This window comes from Actinomycetospora corticicola (assembly GCF_013409505.1).
Lineage (GTDB): Bacteria > Actinomycetota > Actinomycetes > Mycobacteriales > Pseudonocardiaceae > Actinomycetospora > Actinomycetospora corticicola.
The window spans coordinates 5,376,026-5,395,186 of sequence record NZ_JACCBN010000001.1 but is presented as its reverse complement, the minus strand read 5'-3'; the positions used below and the strand labels follow the sequence as shown (position 1 = coordinate 5,395,186).

Annotated in this window: 20 protein-coding genes; 10 read left to right on the top strand and 10 right to left on the bottom strand. The window is 75.3% G+C overall.

Features of this window, described 5'->3' with window-relative positions; genetic code table 11:
- The first annotated feature begins 49 nt into the window (after positions 1-49).
- Both BJ983_RS26260 and BJ983_RS26255 read left to right on the top strand, forming a co-directional pair.
- Positions 50-1,660, top strand: coding sequence for an adenylate/guanylate cyclase domain-containing protein (locus BJ983_RS26260; RefSeq protein WP_179796513.1), 1,611 nt, complete (start codon positions 50-52; stop codon positions 1,658-1,660).
- A gap of 112 nt (positions 1,661-1,772) precedes the next feature.
- Positions 1,773-2,657 carry an alpha/beta fold hydrolase gene (locus BJ983_RS26255; protein WP_179796512.1) on the top strand — a complete coding sequence of 295 codons (885 nt, stop codon included), beginning with the start codon at positions 1,773-1,775 and terminating at the stop codon, positions 2,655-2,657.
- Positions 2,658-2,720: 63 nt separating this feature from the next.
- On the opposite strand, the gene rlmB is transcribed toward BJ983_RS26255, so the two are convergent.
- The 7 genes from rlmB to BJ983_RS26220 all read right to left on the bottom strand — a co-directional run bounded on the left by rlmB (position 2,721) and on the right by BJ983_RS26220 (position 9,205).
- On the bottom strand, positions 2,721-3,803 hold the full coding sequence (rlmB, locus tag BJ983_RS26250; RefSeq protein ID WP_179796511.1) for a 23S rRNA (guanosine(2251)-2'-O)-methyltransferase RlmB: 1,083 nt from the start codon (positions 3,801-3,803) through the stop codon (positions 2,721-2,723).
- 2 nt (positions 3,804-3,805) lie between these two features.
- Positions 3,806-5,218, bottom strand: a complete 1,413-nt coding sequence (cysS, locus tag BJ983_RS26245; RefSeq protein ID WP_179796510.1) for a cysteine--tRNA ligase — start codon at positions 5,216-5,218, stop codon at positions 3,806-3,808.
- Between the two features lie 84 nt (positions 5,219-5,302).
- Positions 5,303-6,037, bottom strand: coding sequence for an ESX secretion-associated protein EspG (locus BJ983_RS26240; RefSeq protein ID WP_179796509.1), 735 nt, complete (start codon positions 6,035-6,037; stop codon positions 5,303-5,305).
- On the bottom strand, positions 6,034-7,419 hold the full coding sequence (locus BJ983_RS26235) for a hypothetical protein (protein ID WP_179796508.1): 1,386 nt from the start codon (positions 7,417-7,419) through the stop codon (positions 6,034-6,036). The genes BJ983_RS26240 and BJ983_RS26235 overlap by 4 nt, the downstream gene beginning before the upstream one ends.
- Before the next feature lie 146 nt (positions 7,420-7,565).
- Positions 7,566-8,030: a 2-C-methyl-D-erythritol 2,4-cyclodiphosphate synthase gene (gene ispF, locus BJ983_RS26230; protein WP_179796507.1), complete on the bottom strand. Its 465-nt coding sequence runs from the start codon at positions 8,028-8,030 to the stop codon at positions 7,566-7,568.
- Between the two features lie 34 nt (positions 8,031-8,064).
- Positions 8,065-8,721 carry a 2-C-methyl-D-erythritol 4-phosphate cytidylyltransferase gene (gene ispD, locus BJ983_RS26225; protein WP_179796506.1) on the bottom strand — a complete coding sequence of 219 codons (657 nt, stop codon included), beginning with the start codon at positions 8,719-8,721 and terminating at the stop codon, positions 8,065-8,067.
- Between the two features lies 1 nt (position 8,722).
- Positions 8,723-9,205 (bottom strand): CarD family transcriptional regulator, encoded by a 483-nt coding sequence (locus BJ983_RS26220; protein WP_179796505.1) that lies wholly within the window; start codon positions 9,203-9,205, stop codon positions 8,723-8,725.
- Between the two features lie 258 nt (positions 9,206-9,463).
- Here BJ983_RS26220 and BJ983_RS26215 point away from each other — a divergent pair, with 258 nt between their 5' ends.
- Positions 9,464-10,012 carry a copper chaperone PCu(A)C domain-containing protein gene (locus BJ983_RS26215; RefSeq protein WP_179796504.1) on the top strand — a complete coding sequence of 183 codons (549 nt, stop codon included), beginning with the start codon at positions 9,464-9,466 and terminating at the stop codon, positions 10,010-10,012.
- Between the two features lie 74 nt (positions 10,013-10,086).
- Positions 10,087-11,490 carry a DNA repair protein RadA gene (gene radA / locus BJ983_RS26210; protein ID WP_179796503.1) on the top strand — a complete coding sequence of 468 codons (1,404 nt, stop codon included), beginning with the start codon at positions 10,087-10,089 and terminating at the stop codon, positions 11,488-11,490.
- Here radA and BJ983_RS26205 read toward each other — a convergent pair.
- On the bottom strand, positions 11,474-12,292 hold the full coding sequence (locus BJ983_RS26205) for a hypothetical protein (RefSeq protein ID WP_179796502.1): 819 nt from the start codon (positions 12,290-12,292) through the stop codon (positions 11,474-11,476). The genes radA and BJ983_RS26205 overlap by 17 nt on opposite strands.
- Before the next feature lie 111 nt (positions 12,293-12,403).
- On the opposite strand from BJ983_RS26205, the gene BJ983_RS26200 reads away from it, so the two are divergent.
- The 3 genes from BJ983_RS26200 (at position 12,404) to BJ983_RS26190 (ending at position 14,448) form a co-directional block, all read left to right on the top strand.
- A complete protein-coding gene (locus BJ983_RS26200) occupies positions 12,404-13,291 on the top strand; it encodes an A/G-specific adenine glycosylase (protein WP_179796501.1) in 888 nt (295 codons plus the stop codon).
- A gap of 9 nt (positions 13,292-13,300) precedes the next feature.
- Positions 13,301-13,621 carry an antibiotic biosynthesis monooxygenase family protein gene (locus BJ983_RS26195; protein WP_179796500.1) on the top strand — a complete coding sequence of 107 codons (321 nt, stop codon included), beginning with the start codon at positions 13,301-13,303 and terminating at the stop codon, positions 13,619-13,621.
- Positions 13,622-13,695: 74 nt separating this feature from the next.
- Positions 13,696-14,448, top strand: coding sequence for an SIR2 family NAD-dependent protein deacylase (locus BJ983_RS26190; protein ID WP_246325656.1), 753 nt, complete (start codon positions 13,696-13,698; stop codon positions 14,446-14,448).
- A gap of 54 nt (positions 14,449-14,502) precedes the next feature.
- Here BJ983_RS26190 and BJ983_RS26185 read toward each other — a convergent pair whose 3' ends face one another.
- Positions 14,503-15,582: a DNA glycosylase AlkZ-like family protein gene (locus BJ983_RS26185; protein WP_179796499.1), complete on the bottom strand. Its 1,080-nt coding sequence runs from the start codon at positions 15,580-15,582 to the stop codon at positions 14,503-14,505.
- A 59-nt stretch (positions 15,583-15,641) separates the two neighbouring features.
- On the opposite strand from BJ983_RS26185, the gene BJ983_RS26180 reads away from it, so the two are divergent.
- From BJ983_RS26180 to BJ983_RS26170, 3 genes are all read left to right on the top strand, one after another.
- Positions 15,642-16,667 carry a YhjD/YihY/BrkB family envelope integrity protein gene (locus BJ983_RS26180; RefSeq protein ID WP_179796498.1) on the top strand — a complete coding sequence of 342 codons (1,026 nt, stop codon included), beginning with the start codon at positions 15,642-15,644 and terminating at the stop codon, positions 16,665-16,667.
- Positions 16,668-16,701: 34 nt separating this feature from the next.
- Positions 16,702-17,679: a WYL domain-containing protein gene (locus BJ983_RS26175; RefSeq protein ID WP_179796497.1), complete on the top strand. Its 978-nt coding sequence runs from the start codon at positions 16,702-16,704 to the stop codon at positions 17,677-17,679.
- Positions 17,680-17,851: 172 nt separating this feature from the next.
- Positions 17,852-18,670, top strand: a complete 819-nt coding sequence (locus BJ983_RS26170; protein ID WP_179796496.1) for a VTT domain-containing protein — start codon at positions 17,852-17,854, stop codon at positions 18,668-18,670.
- 1 nt (position 18,671) lies between these two features.
- Here BJ983_RS26170 and BJ983_RS26165 read toward each other — a convergent pair whose 3' ends face one another.
- Positions 18,672-19,094, bottom strand: coding sequence for a limonene-1,2-epoxide hydrolase family protein (locus tag BJ983_RS26165; RefSeq protein ID WP_179796495.1), 423 nt, complete (start codon positions 19,092-19,094; stop codon positions 18,672-18,674).
- Between the last annotated feature and the right edge of the window lie 67 nt (positions 19,095-19,161).

Sequence of the window (19,161 nt, the reverse complement as noted above, 5' to 3'; positions counted from 1 at the left end):
GGTCTCAGTGCGGAGCGGTGGTGTCGGCTCTGGTCGCTAGGGTCCGCGCATGACGACGGATCGACCTCCGCAGGGTCTGAGCCTGTTGACGCGGCTCGCCCTCGTGGTGAACGTCGTCGTGCCGAACATCGTCGGCGCGGGCGTGGTGCTCGTGCTGGCCGCCTGGGTGCTGCCCACGGAGACGCTCTCGTCCGACCCGTCGGCGCTGACCCGCAACCTGATCGTGTTCGGGCCCTACCTGTTCCTCGCCGTGCTCGTCGGTGCCTACTGGGGGCACCGGCGGATGCGCGTGCCGGCCCTGCCCGACGACGCGGACGAGGAGGCCCGGGAGCGGCACTTCCGCCGGCTGCGCCGGGTGGTGCTGCGCGGGCCGCTGCGGCTCGCGCTCGTGCAGGCCGTGCTGTGGACCGTCGCGGCCGTCCTCTTCGTGCTGCTCAACGTCTTCTCCTCGGGCCGGCTCGGGTTCCAGGTGGGCGCGACGGTGGTGCTGGGCGGCATCGCGACGGTGTCGATCACCTACCGGCTCGTGGAGGTCGTGCTGCGCGGCGCCGCGCGGGAGGTCCTCTCGGTGCGGCCGCCGTCGGGCTCCGTGCTGCCCGGCGTGCTGATGCGCACCCTCGGCGGCTGGGTGTTCGGCACCGCCACGCCGCTGCTGGGGGTCCTTCTCGCCGGGGTCGCCGCGTTGACCATCGGCGGCTACACGCTCGAGCGGCTGGCGATCGTGGTGGTGGTGCTCGGCGGGGTCGCACTGGTCCTGGGCGGGGCGGTGATCACCCTGACGGCGCTGTCGACCGCCGCGCCGGTGCTCGCGGTGCGCCGGGCGCTGAAGAAGGTCGAACGCGGCGAGTACGACGTCGACGTCCCGGTCTTCGACACCACCGAACTCGGACTGCTCCAGGCCGGGTTCAACACCATGGTCTCCGGACTGCGCGACCGGGAACGGGTCCGGGACCTCTTCGGGCGCCAGGTCGGCGAGGACGTCGCCCGCCACGCGTTGGAGAACGACGTCGAGCTCGGCGGGGAGGTCCGCGAGGTCGCCGTGCTGTTCGTCGACCTCGTCGGGTCCACCACGCTGGCCGCGACCCGCCCCCCGACCGAGGTCGTGGAACTGCTCAACGAGTTCTTCGCCGTCGTGATCGACGTGGTCGAGCACCACGGCGGGTGGATCAACAAGTTCGAGGGCGACGCCGCGCTGGCGGTGTTCGGCGCCCCGACCGACATGGCAGACGCGGCGGGGTGTGCGTTGGCGGCGGGGCGGGTGATGGCGGTCCGGTTGGCCGAGGAGGTGTTCTCCGGCTCGGCTGAATTGGGTGCGGGGATCGGGGTGTCGGCCGGGGAGGCGGTGGCCGGGAACATCGGCGACCGCCGCCGCTACGAGTACACCGTGATCGGCGACCCGGTGAACGAGGCCGCCCGCCTGTGCGACCTGGCCAAGGACGTCGAGGGCGGCGTCGTCGGCTCCGGAGCCGCTGTCGCGCGGGCCGGGGACGAGGCGTCGCGCTGGACCTCCATCGGCTCGCGCACCCTGCGCGGCCGCACGACCGAGACCGAGATCCTGGCGCCCACCCGGCTGGCGGGCCGGCGGTCGACCGGGTCGTCCGAGGACTCCGCCGACCGAGACGCACACCAGGCAGCTTCCGAGGCCCACGAGCCTGCCTGAGGTGAACCTCGCGGCGCGGCCCGTCCCGAGCGAAGGGGCCCCTCGCTCACTAGTTTCGCCGGTGGGCGCCCCTGGCCAGGGGGACCCGAACCTGCCGTCGGGAAGGACCCCCATGACCCAGCTGCCGGAGCCGTTCACCTACCGCCGCGTGGACGCCGACGGGGTGTCGATCAACGTGGCGGTCGGCGGGCAGGGCGACCCGGTGCTGCTGCTGCACGGCTATCCGCAGACGCACCTGATGTGGCGGGACGTCGCGCCGGACCTCGCGCGCGACCACACCGTGGTGGTGCCCGACCTCCGCGGCTACGGCGCGTCCGACAAGCCCGCCCCCGACGACGACGCCCGCAACTACGGCAAGCGCGCCATGGCGGCCGACCAGGTCGCGGTGATGCAGTCGTTGGGCTTCGACCGGTTCGCGCTCGTGGGCCACGACCGCGGGGCCCGGGTGTCGCACCGGCTCGTCCTCGACCACCCCGACGCCGTGACGCGGCTGGCGCTGCTCGACATCGTGCCGACCCGCCACGTGTTCGCGAACGTCGACCGCGCCCTGGCGTTCGGCTACTTCCACTGGTTCTTCCTGGCCACCGGCGGCGACGTGCCCGAGACGCTGCTCCGCGGGGCGCCCGAGTTCTGGATCCGGACGATGGTGGAGCGGCTGCTGGCGCCCGGCGTCACGATGGAGCCGGAGGTCATGGACCACTACATCGCCGCGTTCTCCGACCCGGCCACCATCGCCGCCACCACCGCCGACTACAAGGCGGGCGCCGGGATCGACCTCACCGACGACGAGGAGACCTGGGAGGCCGGGCAGCGCATCGAGTGCCCCACGCTCGTGCTGTGGGGTGAGCACGGGTTCGTCGGGAAGAACTACGACCCGCTCGCCGTCTGGCGGGAGTACGGCCGCGACGTGACCGGCCGGGCGATGCCGAGCGGGCACTTCATCCCTGAGGAGGCCCCGCAGGAGACGCTGGCGGAGCTGCGGAGGTGGCTGTCCTGAACTGAGCGAGCGGCACCTTCGCAGCCTCTATGTGCGCGAGAGTGCCGCTCGTTCGTTTCGGGACTAGGCCGACCGGCGGCGCCGGGCCACCTCGGCCAACGCCACCCCGGCCGCGACCGAGGCGTTGAGCGACTCCACGTCGCCCGCCATCGGTATGGCCACCGTGCCGGTGCAGGTCTCGCGGACCAACCGGGACAGCCCCTTGCCCTCGGACCCGACGACGAGCACGAGCGGCCCGCGGGCGGCGTCCGGGCCGGCGACGGCGTCGAGGTCGTCGATCGTCGCCGACACCTCGCCGTCGAGCCCGACCGTCACGAACCCGTCGTCGTTCCAGGCCCCGAGCGTGCGGGAGAGGTTGGTCGCGCGGCCGATCGGCATGCGGGCCGCCGCCCCGGCCGAGGTGCGCCACGCGACCGGGGTGACCCCGACCGAACGCCGCAGCGGCAACAGGATCCCGTGCGCCCCGAACGCGGCGGCGGAGCGGATGACGGCGCCGAGGTTGCGGGGGTCGGTGACCCCGTCGAGCGCGACCAGCAGCGGTTCGGTCCGCGCGAGGTGGGCCGCCTGCCGGGCCGCCTCGAGCAGGTCGTCCGGGTGGAGGTACTCGTAGGCCGGCACGGTGAGCGCGATGCCCTGATGGACCGAGCCGTCGGCCATCCGCTCGACCTCGCCGCGCGGCACCTCGAGCACGCTGATGCCGCGGTCGCCCGCCGTGCGCAGCGCCTCGCGGACGCGGTCGTCGATGTCGATGCCCTGCGCCACGTGCAGCGCCGTCGCCGGGATGTGCGCGCGCAGGCTCTCGATCACCGGGTTGCGCCCGACCACCACCTGCGGGCCGTCCGGGGCGTCCCGACGGGCGGGCGCGCCACTGCGAGCCCGGCCGGCGCCGGCGCCACCCGGGCCGCCCGTGCCCCCGCCACCCGTGCGCGGTGCGGCCGACGCAGGACGACGGGAGGCCGCGCCCTGACCGGACTTGCCGGTCTTGCCGCCGCCCTCGTAGGACTTGTGGTTCGGACGGTCCTCCGCCTTCGGGGTCGGGCCCTTGCCCTCGAGGCCCTTCGCGCGCTTGCCGCCGGACCCCTTCGTGGGGCCCTTCTTGCTGCCGGGGTTGCGGCGCGCACCGGGGCGCCGCGAATTTCCTGCCATCGCTACTGCTCGTCGTCCTTCAGGGTCCAGACCGGTCCGTCGGGGGTGTCCTCGATCCCGACGCCGGCGGCGGTCAGTTGGTCACGGATCGCGTCGGCGCGCGCGAAGTCGCGGTCCTTGCGGGCCGCGGTGCGCTGCGCGAGGAGGTCCTCCACGAGCGCACCGAGCGCCGAGCGGGCGGTGGTGCCCCCGGCGGCCTCCGCCCCGGCCCAGTGCGGGTCGAGCGGGTCGAGGCCGAGCACGCCGGTCATCTCGCGGACGGCCGTCGCCGCCGTCCGGGCGCCCGCGTGGTCGCCCTCGGCGAGGGCGGTGTTGCCCGCCCGCACCTGCTCGTGCACGGCGGCGAGCGCGGACGGCGTACCGAGGTCGTCGTCCATCGCCGTGGTGAACGCGGAGATGTCCGCCCCGCTCGCCGGCACGGGGCCGACGCGCTCGGTCACCCGGGCCACGAACGTCTCGATGCGCCGGTAGGCGGAGGCCGCCTCGGCCAGCGCGGCCTCGGAGTACTCGACGGTGGAGCGGTAGTGCGGCGCCACCAGGTAGTAGCGCAGCTCGACCGCGCGGACCCGCTCGAGCACCGCGGGGATCGTCAGGGTGTTGCCGAGCGACTTCGACATCTTCGCCCCGGCCATCGTCACCCAGGCGTTGTGCAGCCAGAAGTTGGCGAAGCCGTCGCCGGCGGCGTTGGACTGGGCCCGCTCGTTCTCGTGGTGCGGGAACACCAGGTCCAGCCCGCCGCCGTGGATGTCGAACGACGGCCCGAGGTAGCGGGTCGCCATCGCCGAGCACTCCAGGTGCCAGCCCGGACGGCCGCGTCCCCACGGCGTCGGCCACGAGGGCTCGCCGGGCTTCGCGGCCTTCCACAGCGTGAAGTCGCGCGGGTCGTGCTTGCCGCGCGACGCCGCCTCGCCCTGCTCCATCTCGTCGGGCTTCTGCCCGGACAGCGACCCGTAGGTCGGCCAGCTGCCGACGTCGAAGTACACGTCGCCGGAGCCGTTGTCGCACGGGTAGGCGTGCCCCGCGTCGATGAGCCGGGAGATGAGATCGATCATCTCGGTGACGTGGCCGGTCGCCCGCGGCTCGACCGACGGCGGCAGGCAGCCCAGGGCCTCGAACGCCGCCGTGAACGCGCGCTCGTGGGTCGCCGCCCACTCCCACCAGGGACGACCCGCCTCGGCGGCCTTGGTGAGGATCTTGTCGTCGATGTCGGTGACGTTGCGGACGAGGCTGACGTCGAGCCCCTGGTGGACCAGCCACCGGCGCAGGACGTCGAAGTTCACACTGGACCGGACGTGCCCGACGTGCGGTACTCCCTGCACGGTCGCCCCACACACGTACATCGACGCCCGGCCCTCGTGCTGCGGGTGGAACTCCCGCAGCGCGCGTGCAGCGGTGTCGTACAGGTGCAGGCTCACCACGCGGATCCTACGGACCGCAGGTCACGACCCGTGCGGGCCCCTGCGCGGGTGGGAGGGCCCGGACGAGGACGACGCCGGGCGTCAGACCCGGCGGGCCAGTTCACGCGCCACCGCGAGCCGGTCCGCCGGCCGCACCCGGACCGCGTCGCCGTCCAGCTCGACGAGCGCCCGCCCCTCGACCCCGTCGACGACGGTCAGCGGCCCGATCCGCCGTCGGGCCACCCTCGCCCCCAGCTGCATCCGCCGGCGCGGTGGCTCGGCCCGCAGGGCGGCGATCCTCGTCCCGACGGCGGGTGGGAGCCGGTGGGTGGGCGCCCCGGCGAAGAGCGCGTCGGCGGGCACGGTCATCGCGGTGCCGGACGGTCGTTCCTCCGGGGCGCGGGCGAGGACGACGCGGGCGAGGGCCACCACGAGGTCGGCCGCGTCGGTCCCGGGTGGCCGGGAGACGAGGTCGACGGTCCAGGCGTGGTCGGGCTGCGGCTCGACCACGACCGTCAGCTCCCCCGACACCGCCGCGAACCACCCCCGCGCGTCGGGATCCCAGCAGCGCAGGTCGACGTCGACCTCCGGACGGTCGACCACCCGGAGGGCGTCGGCCAGGTCGCCCGTCGGGACCGGCGCACCCGCCGGACCGGTGACCGCGAGGCCCCGGCCGCGCAGCCCGCACAGCGCGGCGTGGTCGGCGGCGTCGCGGGCGGAGAGGGTCGCGCCGTGGTCGGGTACGTCGAGCAGCGGCGGCCGGTCGCCCAGGCGGAGGTGACGCCAGGTGGCGACGACGGCGTCCCGCTCCAGGTGGAGACGGCGGGCCGGGATCATCCGCCGATCACCGGCGGCGCCACGCGCGGCAGCTCGCCCGCCAGCGCATCGGGGTCGTCCTCGACGAGGTAGGACGCCAGCGACAGGCGCTGCTCGGTGGTCCCCGCGCCGCCGACGCCACCGATCGGGGCGAACGGCATCCCTGTCGCGGCAGCGTTCCGGGGCGGGACGGCGGGCTCCAGGACGGACCCGGTGCGGAGCGGTTCGACCGGTGACCGGCTCGTGACCGGCTCCGGCAGCCCGGGGCGGAGGGCGCCCGTGGACGTGCCGGTGCCCGCCGTTCCGCCGCTGCCGCCCGGCCCGAAGATCGGCTCCGTGGTGGTGGGACCGGGTCGCGACGACGCGGATGCGCCGGTACCGCTCGGGCCCGCCGCACCTGCCGTCGGCGCGCCGCCCGGGAGTCCGGGTCGGGACACGGGTACGCCGCCCTGCGCACCCGGGGTGAGCGACCCGAGAGCCCCGCCCGGGACACCGGGTCGCGGCGACGCTGGAGCGCCGACGCCCGGTCCGGCGGAGCCGGGCGTGCCAGGGGTCGGTACGGCACCCGGCGATCCGGGTCGCGGCGACGCGGACGCACTGCCGGGGCCCGGCGTCGGCACGACCCCGGGAGCTCCCGGTACCGGGGACGCGGACGGGCCGCCGGCTCCGGAGGGTGGCACGACGCCGGGAGCTGCGGGCGCCGGGGATGCGGAGCCACCGGGCACCGCGGAACCCGGGCCGGGTCCCGACGGTGCAGACCCGCCGCCACCCGCTCCGGGAGAGCCGGGTCCCGGCCGTGTGGACCCGCCGCCACCCACCCCGGGAGATCCGGGTCCCGGCGGCACGGTCACCCCGCCGCCGGGAGGCCCCGACACGAGCTGCACCTGCGGCGCGCCCTGCCCGGGCGACGAGAACTGCGGCAGCCCGGACGCCCGCAGCGAGCTGAACTCCTGGTACCGCCCCATGGCGGCACGGGCCCGCCGTTCGGCATCGAGCGAGGAGTTCTCCGCGGAGTCGACGTCGAGGGCCGCCAGGGCACCGACGCCCTCCCAGGTCTGCAACGTGACGGGCGGCCGCGGCACCGGCGGGCTCACCGCACCCCGGGTGGCCGTGAGCGCCCGGTTCTGCTCGTGCGAGGCCGACCCGACCGCGTCGCTGAACGTCCGCGCCTCGTCCGCCCACGGCCCCATCGGCCCGACCGCCCCGCCCGCCGCCTGGGCCGCGGGCCCGGTCCGGGTGGCCGCGATCCCCGACGTCGCCCGCTCGACCGATCCCGCCACATCGCGCAGCCGCGTCGCGAGCGAGTTCCACGCCCCGCCCGCGTCGGTGAACCCGCCACCCCGCCCCTGCAGCTGGGCATGGATGTCCGCGTGGGACCGCGTCTCCCAGTTGACGTCGAACACGCCCGCCTCCCCTCGGCGGACCCAGGCAAGCACGCCACCCCGACCCGTGGGTGCGCTTTGCGGAAAGTGCCCGGCGAGGTGCACACCAGGCAGCCCACGAGCCCGCAGGACCTGCCCCACGTCACTCTCGCGAGGAGAGAAGGACCTCAGCGCGGCAGCAGCAACGCCGTCGCGACGGCGGCGAGACCCTCGCCACGCCCGGTGAGCCCGAGCCCGTCGGACGTCGTGCCGGACACCGACACGGGCCCGCCCACGGCGTCGGAGAGCGCCTGCTCGGCCTCCCGACGACGGGTCCCGATCTTCGGGCGGTTCCCGATCACCTGCACCGCGGCGTTGCCGAGGGTCCACCCGTCGTCGTGGACGAGTCGACGCACCTCGCCGAGCAGGCGGACGCCGGAGGCGCCGGCCCACTCCGGGCGGCCCGTGCCGAAGACGGCACCGACGTCACCGAGCCCGGCGGCCGAGAGCATCGCGTCGCACAGGGCGTGGGCCGCGACGTCGCCGTCGGAGTGGCCCGCGCAGCCCGCCTCGCCCTCCCACAGGAGACCGGCCACCCAGCAGGGCGCCTCGGCGGACAGCGGGTGCACGTCGGTCCCGATGCCGATCCTCATGGGTCGAGCTCCGCTCCGCTCCGTCTCCCGGCCCTCACAGCGCGCGCACCAGGGCCTCCGCCATCGCGAGGTCGAGCGGTGTCGTGATCTTGAAGGCGCGCGGGTCGCCCGGGACGGTCACGATCCGACCGCCCAACGCCTCCACGAGCCCGGCGTCGTCGGTCGCCCGGTGCTCCCCGGCTGCGGCGTGCGCGCGTCGGAGCAGGTCGGCGTCGAAGCCCTGCGGTGTCTGGACGGCGAGCAACCCGGTGCGGTCGACCAGCTCCACGCCGCCCTCGGGACGGGCGCGGCGCACGGTGTCCGCCACCGGGATCGCGGGCACGACGGCGGGCGCTCCCGCGCGCACTGCCTCGACGACCGCCGAGACGACGGCCGCCGGGCACAGACAGCGGGCGGCGTCGTGCACGAGGACGACGTCGGCGTCGGGCGCCTCGGCCAGTCCGAGCGCCACGGACGCGACGCGATCGTGACCACCCGGGACGACCCGCCCCGTCGTCGTGACCGCAGCCATCTCCTCGAGATGATCCGGCGGTGCGACGACGATCACCTCGTCGACGACGCCCGAGGCGAGCAGACCGTCGACGGCACGTGTGACCATCGCGACCCCGGCGACCTCGACGAGCGCCTTCGGCGACCCGGCTCCGAGGCGTTCCCCGGAGCCGGCCGCCGGGACGACGGCCACGACCTCCACGTCAGGAGGCGAGTACCTGGTCCAGCAGGGACTCGGCGGCCACCTCGTCGGTGCCCTCGGCGAGCGCGAGCTCGCTCACGAGGATCTGCCGCGCCTTGGCGAGCATGCGCTTCTCGCCGGCGGACAGGCCGCGGTCCTTCTCACGGCGCCACAGGTCGCGGACGACCTCGGCCACCTTGTTGACGTCACCCGACGCGAGCTTCTCGAGGTTCGCCTTGTACCGGCGCGACCAGTTGGTCGGCTCCTCGGTGTGCGGAGCCCGCAACACCTCGAACACCTTGTCCAGACCCTCCTGGCCGACCACATCGCGGACGCCGACGATCTCGGCATTGTCCGCGGGGACCCGGACCGTGAGGTCGCCCTGGGCAACCTTCAGGACGAGGTACTTCTTGTCCTCGCCCTTGATCGTCCGGGTCTCGATCGCCTCGATGAGAGCGGCACCGTGGTGCGGGTAGACGACGGTCTCGCCGACCTTGAAAACCATGTGTCCTCTAGCCCCTTTCGCTGCCTCCAGGTTAACACGACCGCGACATGTCGTCGGAGGGGGATTGCGCCGTCTTCGCAGGTCAGGGGGTTGACAAGTGGCGCGGCGCCGTGCTCCCCGAGGTCGGGAGCCTCCGACGGCGGCGTGACGAGGCACGTCGGACGCGCCCCGGGACCCGCGCTGGCGCTAGGGTGACGCCGATCCGACGGGCCCCGCGCCCGCGGTGTGAGAGCAGCTGATCGAGGAGGACCACGCGCCATGACCCGCCGACCGACGGGACGTCCGCGGACCGCGTTGTTCGCCGCCACGCTGCTGGGCGCGGCCGCACTCGTCCTCTCGGGCTGCAGCGCCGGTGCCGTGACCCAGACCGACACGACGATCTCGTCGGTGCGGGGCACCGAGGCGCAGGTGGGCCAGGTCCTGCTGCGCGACGTCACGCTGGACGCCGGGACCCAGGTCGTCGTGCCCGCCGGCGCCACCGTCACGATCCGCGGCACGATCATCAACCAGGCACTGGCCGACGACCAGCTGGTGTCGGTGTCGACGCCCTACGCCTCGCAGGTCCGCGCCGAGGGCTTCACGACGATCCTCGGCAACTCCGCGACCGAGATCGTCGGATCACAGGCGGTGCCCGTCGGTCCCCCGTCCCCGACCCAGCCCAACGGCTCGATGCGCATCACCCTCGCCGGGGTCGGCCAGGTCCTGCACGCGGGGCCGACGTACCCGATCACCTTCACGTTCGCCCGCGCGGGCACGGTCACGGTGCCCGCCTTCCTCACCACCCAGTCCGAGGTCCCGGCCAGCTGATCGTCGGGGACGCCGGGTCCCGCCGGACCCGTCGTCGCGCGTGACTGTCGGGGGGTCGTCCTACTCTCCGGCGCGTGAGCACGAAGTCCCGTCCCCGCCCGTTCGAGTGCACCGCCTGCGGCTACACCGCGGCGAAGTGGCTCGGCCGCTGCCCCGGCTGCAACGGCTGGGGGACGATCGAGGAGGGCCTGCCCCCCGCGGCCGCCGTCGGCGTGCCCGGCGGGGCCCCGAAGGCCGCCGCCCGGCCGTCGAGTCCGGTGCGCTCCATCGGCGAGGTCGGCCTCGAGACGGTGACGTCGCGGCCCACCGGGGTCGGAGAGCTCGACCGGGTGCTCGGCGGCGGTCTCGTGCCCGGCGCCGTCGTGCTCCTCGCGGGCGAGCCCGGCGTCGGGAAGTCGACGCTGCTGCTCGAGGTCGCCGCCCGGCGGGCGCGCGGCGGAGGCACCGTCCTCTACGTCACCGGCGAGGAGTCCGCGGGCCAGGTCCGGCTCCGGGCCGAGCGGACGAACGCGGTCGTACCGCACCTGTTCCTCTCCGCCACGGCCGACCTGGAGGAGGTCGCGGCCCACGTCGAGGCGGTCGACCCCGGGCTGCTCGTGGTCGACTCGGTGCAGACGGTCGGGTCGGCCACCGTCGAGGGCACGGCGGGCGGCGTCTCGCAGGTCCGTGCGGTGACGTCCGCGCTCGTGGCGCTGGCCAAGCAGCGGGACCTCCCGGTGGTGCTCATCGGTCACGTCACGAAGGACGGGGCGGTCGCCGGGCCCCGCACGCTCGAGCACCTCGTCGACGTGGTGCTGAGCTTCGAGGGCGAGCGGCACTCGACGCTGCGCATGGTCCGCGGCCTGAAGAACCGGTTCGGCCCGTCCGACGAGGTCGGCTGCTTCGAGATGTTCGACGGCGGGATCAGCGAGGTCACCGACCCGACGGGGCTCTTCGTCGGCACGGTCACCGGCGGCGTCGCCGGGCAGGCCGTCACGGTGACGATGGAGGGCAAGCGTCCACTCATGGCCGAGGTCCAGGGCCTGGTGACGGCGGTCGGGAAGGACGCGCCCGCGCGACGCACGGTGTCCGACCTCGAGTCGTCCCGCGTGCTGAAGATCCTCGCGGTGCTCCAGCAGCACGGGCGGCTGTCGCTCTCGCAGTCCGACGTGTTCGCCGCGACGGTCGGCGGGATGAAGCTGCGCGAGCCGGCGGCCGACCTGGCGATCGCCCTCGCCGTCGCCTCGGCGGCGCGCAACAAGCCGCTCCCCTACGGCGTCGTGGTCTTCGGGGAGGTCGGGCTGACCGGTGAGATCCGGCGGGTCACCGCGACCGACCGGCGCCTGGCGGAGGCGGCCCGGCTCGGGATCCGGAAGGCGGTCGTGCCGTTCGGGCCGGGCACGATCACGCCCCCCGGGATGACGCTGACCGAGGTCGACGACCTCAAGGGCGCCCTCGCGGCCGTCGGCCTGGAGGGCGGCGCTACGAAGAAATCGTGAAGACGGCGGGCGCGCTGATCGTGTCGTCGAGGCGCGTCAGCAGCTGGTAGGTGCCGGCCGGCACGGCCGCGCGGTCCGCGGGGCAACCGGGGGCGGAGGTACGGCCGGCCCAGCGCACGGAGAACACCTGCTCCTGCCCGGGGACGAGGGTGCGGACGTCCGGGTCGCCGCCGGGCGCGCAGTCGTCACTGCCCCACAGGCCGTCACCGGGCTTGATGACCACGGCCATCGCGGTGCGGGCCGGCCCGAGGTCCCGGGTGCAGGGCTCCTTGCCGGTGTTCGTGACGACGAGGCTGAACTGCGGACGCTCCGCCGCCGTGTAGCGCGGCTTGTCGGTCCGGGCGGCGACCGTGAGGGCGGCGTCCCGGCACGGCTGCGGGCCGGCGGGCGCCGGAGCGGCGGCCGGGGTCGGGCCGGGGGGCGGACCCGCGGGCGGAGCGGCCGCCGTCGTGGGGGTCGGACGCTGCTGCGGGTCGGTCGACCCGGCGCCCAGCAGTGGCGGGGTGGCTCCGCCCGGGCCCGCAGCGGAGGTCGGGGCGGTGACGCCGGGGAGCGGGAGGAGAGGCGTGCCCAGGGCTCCGTTGCCCGGCGGCACCGCGAGGGCGCCGCTGGACGCGACCGGGGAGGGCGGTGCGCTCGTCGGGGTGGGCGCGGGGGCGGCGACGGTGTCCGTCCCGTCGGCGGAGGCCGCGGCGCTCACCGCCCACACCAGGAAGGCCAGGACGAGGACGACCACGACCACGGCGACACCCCGCCGCCGCCAGTACACGGACGGCGGGAGCGGTCCCACCGGCTCCATCATGTGACGCACGGTAGAAGTGGGTTCGCGCTCCGCCACCGCCCCGCGCCGGGCCGATCGTGGAACTCACCCCGTCGAGGCACGCCGCGGGCCGGGCGGCGAGGATCGCACGCGATGCCCGCCCTCGCCGATCGTCTCCTGCCCTGGTTCGCCGCGAACGCCCGCGACCTGCCGTGGCGCGCGCCCGACGTGACCGGCTGGGGCGTGCTCGTCAGCGAGATCATGCTCCAGCAGACCCCGGTCGTCCGCGTCGACCCGATCTGGCGGGAGTGGATGGCGCGGTGGCCCCGCCCGTCCGACCTCGCGGCGGCGCCGACGGCCGAGGTGCTGCGGGCCTGGGGCAAGCTCGGCTACCCCCGCCGGGCGCTGCGCCTGCAGGCCGCCGCGGCCGCGATCGCCGCCGAGCACGGCGACGTCGTGCCGGACGACGTCGACGCCCTGCTCGCCCTGCCCGGCATCGGCACCTACACCGCCCGCGCCGTGGCGGCGTTCGCGTACGGCCGACGCTGCCCGGTGGTGGACACCAATGTCCGGCGGGTCGTGGCCCGGGCGGTCCACGGGCGCGCCGAGGCCGGCGACGCGTCGGCCCGCGACCTCCCCGACACCGAGGCGCTCCTGCCCTCCGACGAGGCCGACGCCGCCCGCACCTCGGCCGCCCTCATGGAGCTCGGCGCGTGCGTCTGCGTCGCCCGCGGGCCGCGCTGCGCGGACTGCCCGGTGTCCGACCTCTGCGCCTGGCAGCAGGCCGGGCGGCCGGCGTGGGACGGGCCGCCGAAGAAGGGACAGCGCTGGGCGGGCACGGACCGCCAGGTCCGTGGCCGGCTGCTCGACGTGCTCCGTGGCGCCACCGGACCGGTCGACGCCGCGGCGCTGGAGGCGGCGTGGCGCACCGACCCGGCGCAGCGCGCCCGCTGCCTCGACTCCCTGATCGTCGACGGCCTCGTCGAGCAGCTCGCGGACGGCCGCTTCGCACTGCCCGGAGAGTCCGACGCACCGTCGTAGGGTGGAGCCATGTCCGTCGTGAAGATCAACGCCATCAAGGTCCCCGAGGGCAACGGCGAGGAGCTCGAGCGCCGCTTCGCCGCCCGGGGCGAGTCGATCAAGGACACCCCGGGGTTCCTCGGCTACGAGCTGCTGCGTCCCACCGCGGGGGACGACCGCTACTTCGTCTACACCCGCTGGGAGACCGAGGAGGCCTTCGTCAACTGGCGCGACGGCGGCGCGGCCGCCGCGGCGCACGCCGGTGAGCGCAAGCAGCCGGTCTCGTCGGGCGCGGACCTCATGGAGTTCGAGGTCGTCCTGTCCGTCGGCAAGCCCGGCGGGGAGTCCTGAGCGACCCCGACGTCGAGCGCGCCGCGGACCTGCTCCGCGGCGCCTCGGCCCTCGTCGTCGCGGCCGGCGCCGGCATGGGGGTCGACTCCGGGCTGCCCGACTTCCGGGGCCCGGAGGGCTTCTGGCGCGCCTACCCGCCCTACCGCCGACTCGGCCTGCGCTTCGAGGAGCTGGCCGACCCGGAGCACTTCGACGACGACCCGGAGCTCGCCTGGGGCTTCTACGGCCACCGCCTCGCGCTCTACCGCGCGACCGTGCCCCACACCGGCTTCCAGGTGCTCCTCGGCTGGTCGCGACGGCTGCCGACGCAGGTGTTCACCTCGAACGTCGACGGCGCGTTCCAGACGGCGGGCTTCGGGGACGACACCGTGGTCGAGTGCCACGGCGCCATCGGCACACTGCAGTGCACCCGGCCGTGCTCGGACGCGACCTGGTCCGCGGACGGCGTCGAGGTGCAGATCGACGAGGACACGATGCGGGCCCGGGACCCGCTGCCCACCTGCCCGCGGTGCGGGGCGCTCGCGCGGCCGAACATCCTGATGTTCGGCGACGGGTCCTGGGTGCCGGGGGCGCACGCCGAGCGGATGGCCGCCCACCGCGCCTGGCTGCGTCGACACCCCGAGGTCGCCGTGGTCGAGCTCGGCGCCGGGACCGCGGTGCCCACGGTCCGCCGGCACGCGGAGCTGGCCTCGGCCGCGTCCGGACGGCTCGTGCGCATCAACGTCCGCGAACCCGAGGTCCGGCACGGGCGCGGGGTCGGGATCGCCGCCGGCGCCCGCGACACGCTGCTCGCGCTGGACGGGCTGCTGACCGACGCCTGGACCTGAGCGGCCGTCCGCGCCCGCCGGACGTCAGCGGTGGCACACCGCTGACACCCGACGTCAGGAATCCACCACGCCCACCGCGCGCAGCCGCAGCCCTCGCGCCGCCGCCACCCGCTCGGCCTCCTCGTCGAGCAGGTCCCGCGGGAGATCGTCGAACGACGTGACCTCGAGCGTCAGCGCCGTCCCGCTCGCCCGCGGACGCCAGGTGCCCACGATCCCGGTCCCGACGAGCACCGCCCCCGGATGCCCCAGCGCGGGCCACACCGCCCGGCGGAGCCCGGCGTCGGGCACCAGCAGGGCGCGGTCACGGCCGGAGAGCAGCGGATCGAACGGGGGCAGCAGGCGCAGACCGGGCGGTGGCGGCGGGTCGGCCAGCAGCTCCTGCCGGTCCCGGGCCACCCAGGTGCGCCGCCCGTCCACCCGCACGGCGAGCAGATCGGCGGCCTCGACGGCCGGCCGCAGCGCCCCCGCGGACGTCCCGGCCCAGGCCGCCAGGTCCGCCGCGGACACCGGGCCGAGCACCCCGGCCGCGGCCGTGACGAGTCCGGCGACGTCGCCGACCTCCCCCGGCCCCTCGGGCCGCACCCACCCGTCATCGGGCGGCAGGGCCCGCAGGATCCGGCCCCCGTCGAGCGTGAGCCCGGCGGGCAGCGCGGCGAGCCGGAGGAGCTGGTCGAACACGTGCCACACCCCGCAGCCCGGGCAGTCCCGCTGCAGCGCCCGCGGGAGCTCGCGGCTGACGGCGGTGGACAGCTCGCCCTTCGTCATGGGGCCGGTGGCCACCGTCGACAGCACCTGCGCGGTGCGGTCGATCGCGTCGAGCGCCCCGAACGCCGCGCTCTGCTCCGCGGTCCAGATCAGTCGGCCGGCCGCGTCGGCCTCGGACAGCGGCCGCAGCGCCCGCGCCCACCGCGCGAGGTCCGCCGGGTGGTGCCGGTGCGGGGCCGCCCGATGCGTCCAGGCGAGCACCCCGCCGGCGGGTGGTCCGTCGAGCCGCGCCGCCAGCGCCACCGCGACGGACGACTCGCGGTGCTGCACCCCGAGGTCGAGCAGTGCGGCGGCGTCGTGCGCGTCGCGCCGTCCCAGCCCCTGCGCCCCGATGCGGAACGCGACGGCCTGCTCGCGGGTCACGTCCATCCGCCCACCCTGCCGCCCCGTGCCTGACACCTGTTGTCAGGTCGGGAGATGATGACCCGGTGAGCTCCGTCCGCGCCGTCCCCGAGACCACGGACATGCACGGCGAGGACCTCTCGGCCGACGACGCCTGGCACACGGCGAACCGGGTCGGCCTGGTCGCGCTGCTACGGGGGTCGTTCCTGCGCTTCCGCTACGGCGACGGCTTCAGCCACGCCCGCGCGTTCGCCCTCCAGCTCGCTCTCGCGACGGTGCCCCTGATCATCGCCGGCAGCGGCCTCGCCACGGCGATCGGCGCCGAGTCGGTGGCGCAGGTCGTCGCCCGCACGGTCGTCGCGGTCTCCCCCGGGACCGGCGACCAACTGCTCGCCGACGTCGTCGCGCGCGGCGCGGAAGGCCCCGTCGTCGGGACCGACGATGACGACGACGGGCCGGGCGAGAACCTCGGCGAGCTGGCGGTCGCGTTCGGGCTCGTGACGGCGTTCGTCGCCATGACGAGCGCGTTCGCCCAGCTCGAACGGGGCGCCAACCGGGTCTACGGCGTCGAGCGGGACCGCCCGGCCCTGCGGAAGTACTCGCGGGCCGCGGTCCTGACGGCGACGGCGGGCGTGGCGTTCGGCGTCGGGCTCGTCCTCATCGTGGCGGGCGGGCCGTTCGGGGACGCCATCGAGGAGGCCTATCACTGGGGGGACGTGGCGGAGACCGTGTGGGACGTCGTGCGCTGGCCGGTCGGGCTCGCCGCGCTCGTCCTGGCCGTGACGACGCTCTTCCGCTTCGCCCCGCGGCGCCACCAGCCCGGCCTGTCGTGGCTGGCGCTGGGCGCCGGGCTGACGGTCGGGCTCTGGCTGGTCGCCTCCGGCGCCATCGCGCTCTACGTGTCGGTCTCCGGGGAGTTCTCGGCGACCTACGGACCGCTCGCCGGGATCATGGTGCTGCTGCTCTGGGCGTTCGTCACCGGCGTCGCCCTCCTGGCCGGGATGGCGGTGTCGGCGCAGCTCGAGGCGGTCCGTGCCGGCGTGCTCGACCCGCTCCTGGTCGACGCCGACGACGACGGGGTCCCCGACGAGCGCGCGACGACGGGTAGCTGACATGACCTGTCAGCTCATCGGGTAGGACTGAGGCGTGCGCGCCAGTCGGTTGCTCTCCGTGCTGCTCCTCCTGCAGACACGCGGGCGTATGACGGCGCGCGAGCTCGCCGACGAGCTCGAGGTCTCGATCCGCACGATCTACCGCGACATGGACTCGCTCGCCGAGTCCGGGGTGCCGGTCTACGCCGACCGCGGTCCCGACGGCGGGTACTCCCTGCTGGAGGGCTGGAGCACGCGGCTGACGGGGATGTCGGCCGAGGAGGCGGACTCGCTGGCCCTCGCGGGCATGCCGGCCGCCGCGGCGGAGCTCGGGCTCGGGCGGGTGCTCGCGGCCGCCCAGCTCAAGGTCCAGGCGGCGCTGCCCGACGAGCTCGCGGAGCGCTCCCGCCGCATCGCCGAGCGCTTCCACCTCGACGCGCCCGGCTGGTTCCGGGAGGCCGAGAACGTCCCGACCCTCACCGGCATCGCCGACGCCGTGTGGAACCAGCGGATGGTGCGGCTCCGGTACCTGCGCTGGGGCGAGGAGGAGGTCGAGCGCGACCTCGAGCCGCTCGGCATCGTCCTCAAGGCCGGGGTCTGGTACCTCGCGGCGCAGCCGGCCGGGGGCGGAGAGCCCCGGACCTACCGCGTGTCACGGGTGCTGCAGCTCGAGACCCTGGACGCGCACTTCGACCGCCCGGCCGACTTCGACCTGTTCCGCTACTGGACCTCGGCCGCCGCGTCCCTCACCGCCTCGCTCTACCAGGCCGAGGCCGCGGTCCGGCTCTCGCCGTGCGCGATGGAGCTGGCCCCGGTGGCGCTGCGGCCGCACACCGCGCGGGCCCTCGCGGAGCGCTCCTGGCCGACCGACGACGAGGGCTGGACCTGCGCGGTGATCCCGATGGAGTCGATCGCCGCGACCCGGTCGGAGCTGCTGGGGCTGGGGCCCGAGGTCGAGGTGGTGTCGCCCTCGATGCTGCGCGAGCAGATGGCCTCGGCGGCGAAGGGGCTCGCGGCGCTGTACGAGGCGTAGCGCGGCACGCGGTCCTGCGGCACGCACGCGGTCCGGTCGGGTCCCTGGTCAGGGTGCGCCGGGCAACGCCCACCAGTCGCCGGTGGACGATCACGACACACGCGTATGAAACGCCCGTCCGCTACTGTTCATGCCGACGGCGGACGGGCCGCCGCGGGATCGGGGGGGCGACGTGTCCGACCGGGACGAGGCGCCGACCGCGCCCGACACCGCCCCCGAGCCGACCTCCGGCGGGACCGAGCGCCCGACCGAGCCCGTGAAGCGCCGCTCGCGGTGGCGCCGGGAGTACTCCCCGGAGGAGATCGAGGCCGCCAAGCAGCAGTGGCGGGACATGCGCCCGTGGGAGAGCCCGATGCCGCGGGCCGACAAGGTGCTCATGGGCTGCCTCGTCGGGGCCCTCGTGCTCGGTCTGGCCACCCTGCCGATCCGGCCGTTCCTCCTGGCGTCCCACCCCACCCTGCTGGCCGCCGTCACCGGCAGCTCCTCGGCGATCGGTGCCGGGTCCGCCTTCGCGCGGATCGGTCAGGCGGACCTGTGGCTGGTGATCGTCGCGGGCATCGTCGGGAAGGCGAAGTTCGACTGGCTGTGGTGGTGGGCCGGTCGACGCTGGGGCGCCAAGGGCGTGAAGCTGTTCGTGCCGACCGACCGCGCGCAGCGGTTCGTGGAGCGGGTGCGGTCCTGGCCGCTGTGGGCGATGTTCCTGCTGGTCATCGCTGCGGCCCTGCCCGGCGTCCCGTCGGTGCTGGTCTACCTGCTCGCCGGGCTGGCCGGGCTGTCCCTCGTCGGGTTCCTCCTGGCCAGCATCATCGGTGCGGGCCTGATGACCGAGTTGGTCGCGGGCCTGGGCTACACGCTCGGCCAGTCCGCGGTCGACGTGGTGCTCCTGGTCGACCGGTACGCCCTGTGGATCACGCTGTCCATCGCGGTCCTCATCGCGTTCCAGGCCGGGCGGGCGCAGAACAAGAAGCAGAAGGCTGCCGCGAAGCGCTGAATCAGCGGCGGCGCAGGGCGGCCCAGGCGCCACGCACCATGCCGGTCACGGCGGCGCGGGTGACGTCGGCCCAGTCGAAGTAGTCGCGCCACAGGGTGATCCGGCCGTCGCGGACCTCGAACGTGCCGCACACCCAGAAGGCGATCCGGACGCGGCCCGCGATCGCCACGTCCGTCCGTTCGGTCAGCACCGTCGACCCGGTCGCGGCGAGCCGGTGGGTGTGGATCTCGAACCCGGTGAGCGGGCGGGCCATCGAGCCGAGGACGCGTAGGGTGGCCGCACGCCCGTGGGCGGCCGGCAGGGAGACGTTCTGGTAGACGACGTCGGGGTCGAGCAGCTCCCCCACCGCCTCGACGTCGAGCCGGGCGAGTGCGGCGAGGAAGGTCTCGACGACCTGCGCCTCCGTGCTCGTGGGTGCGGTCATGCCAGACCTGTGCCCGCTGCTCCGCGCACACGAACGCCGGACACACGAACGCCCCGGCCACCACGAA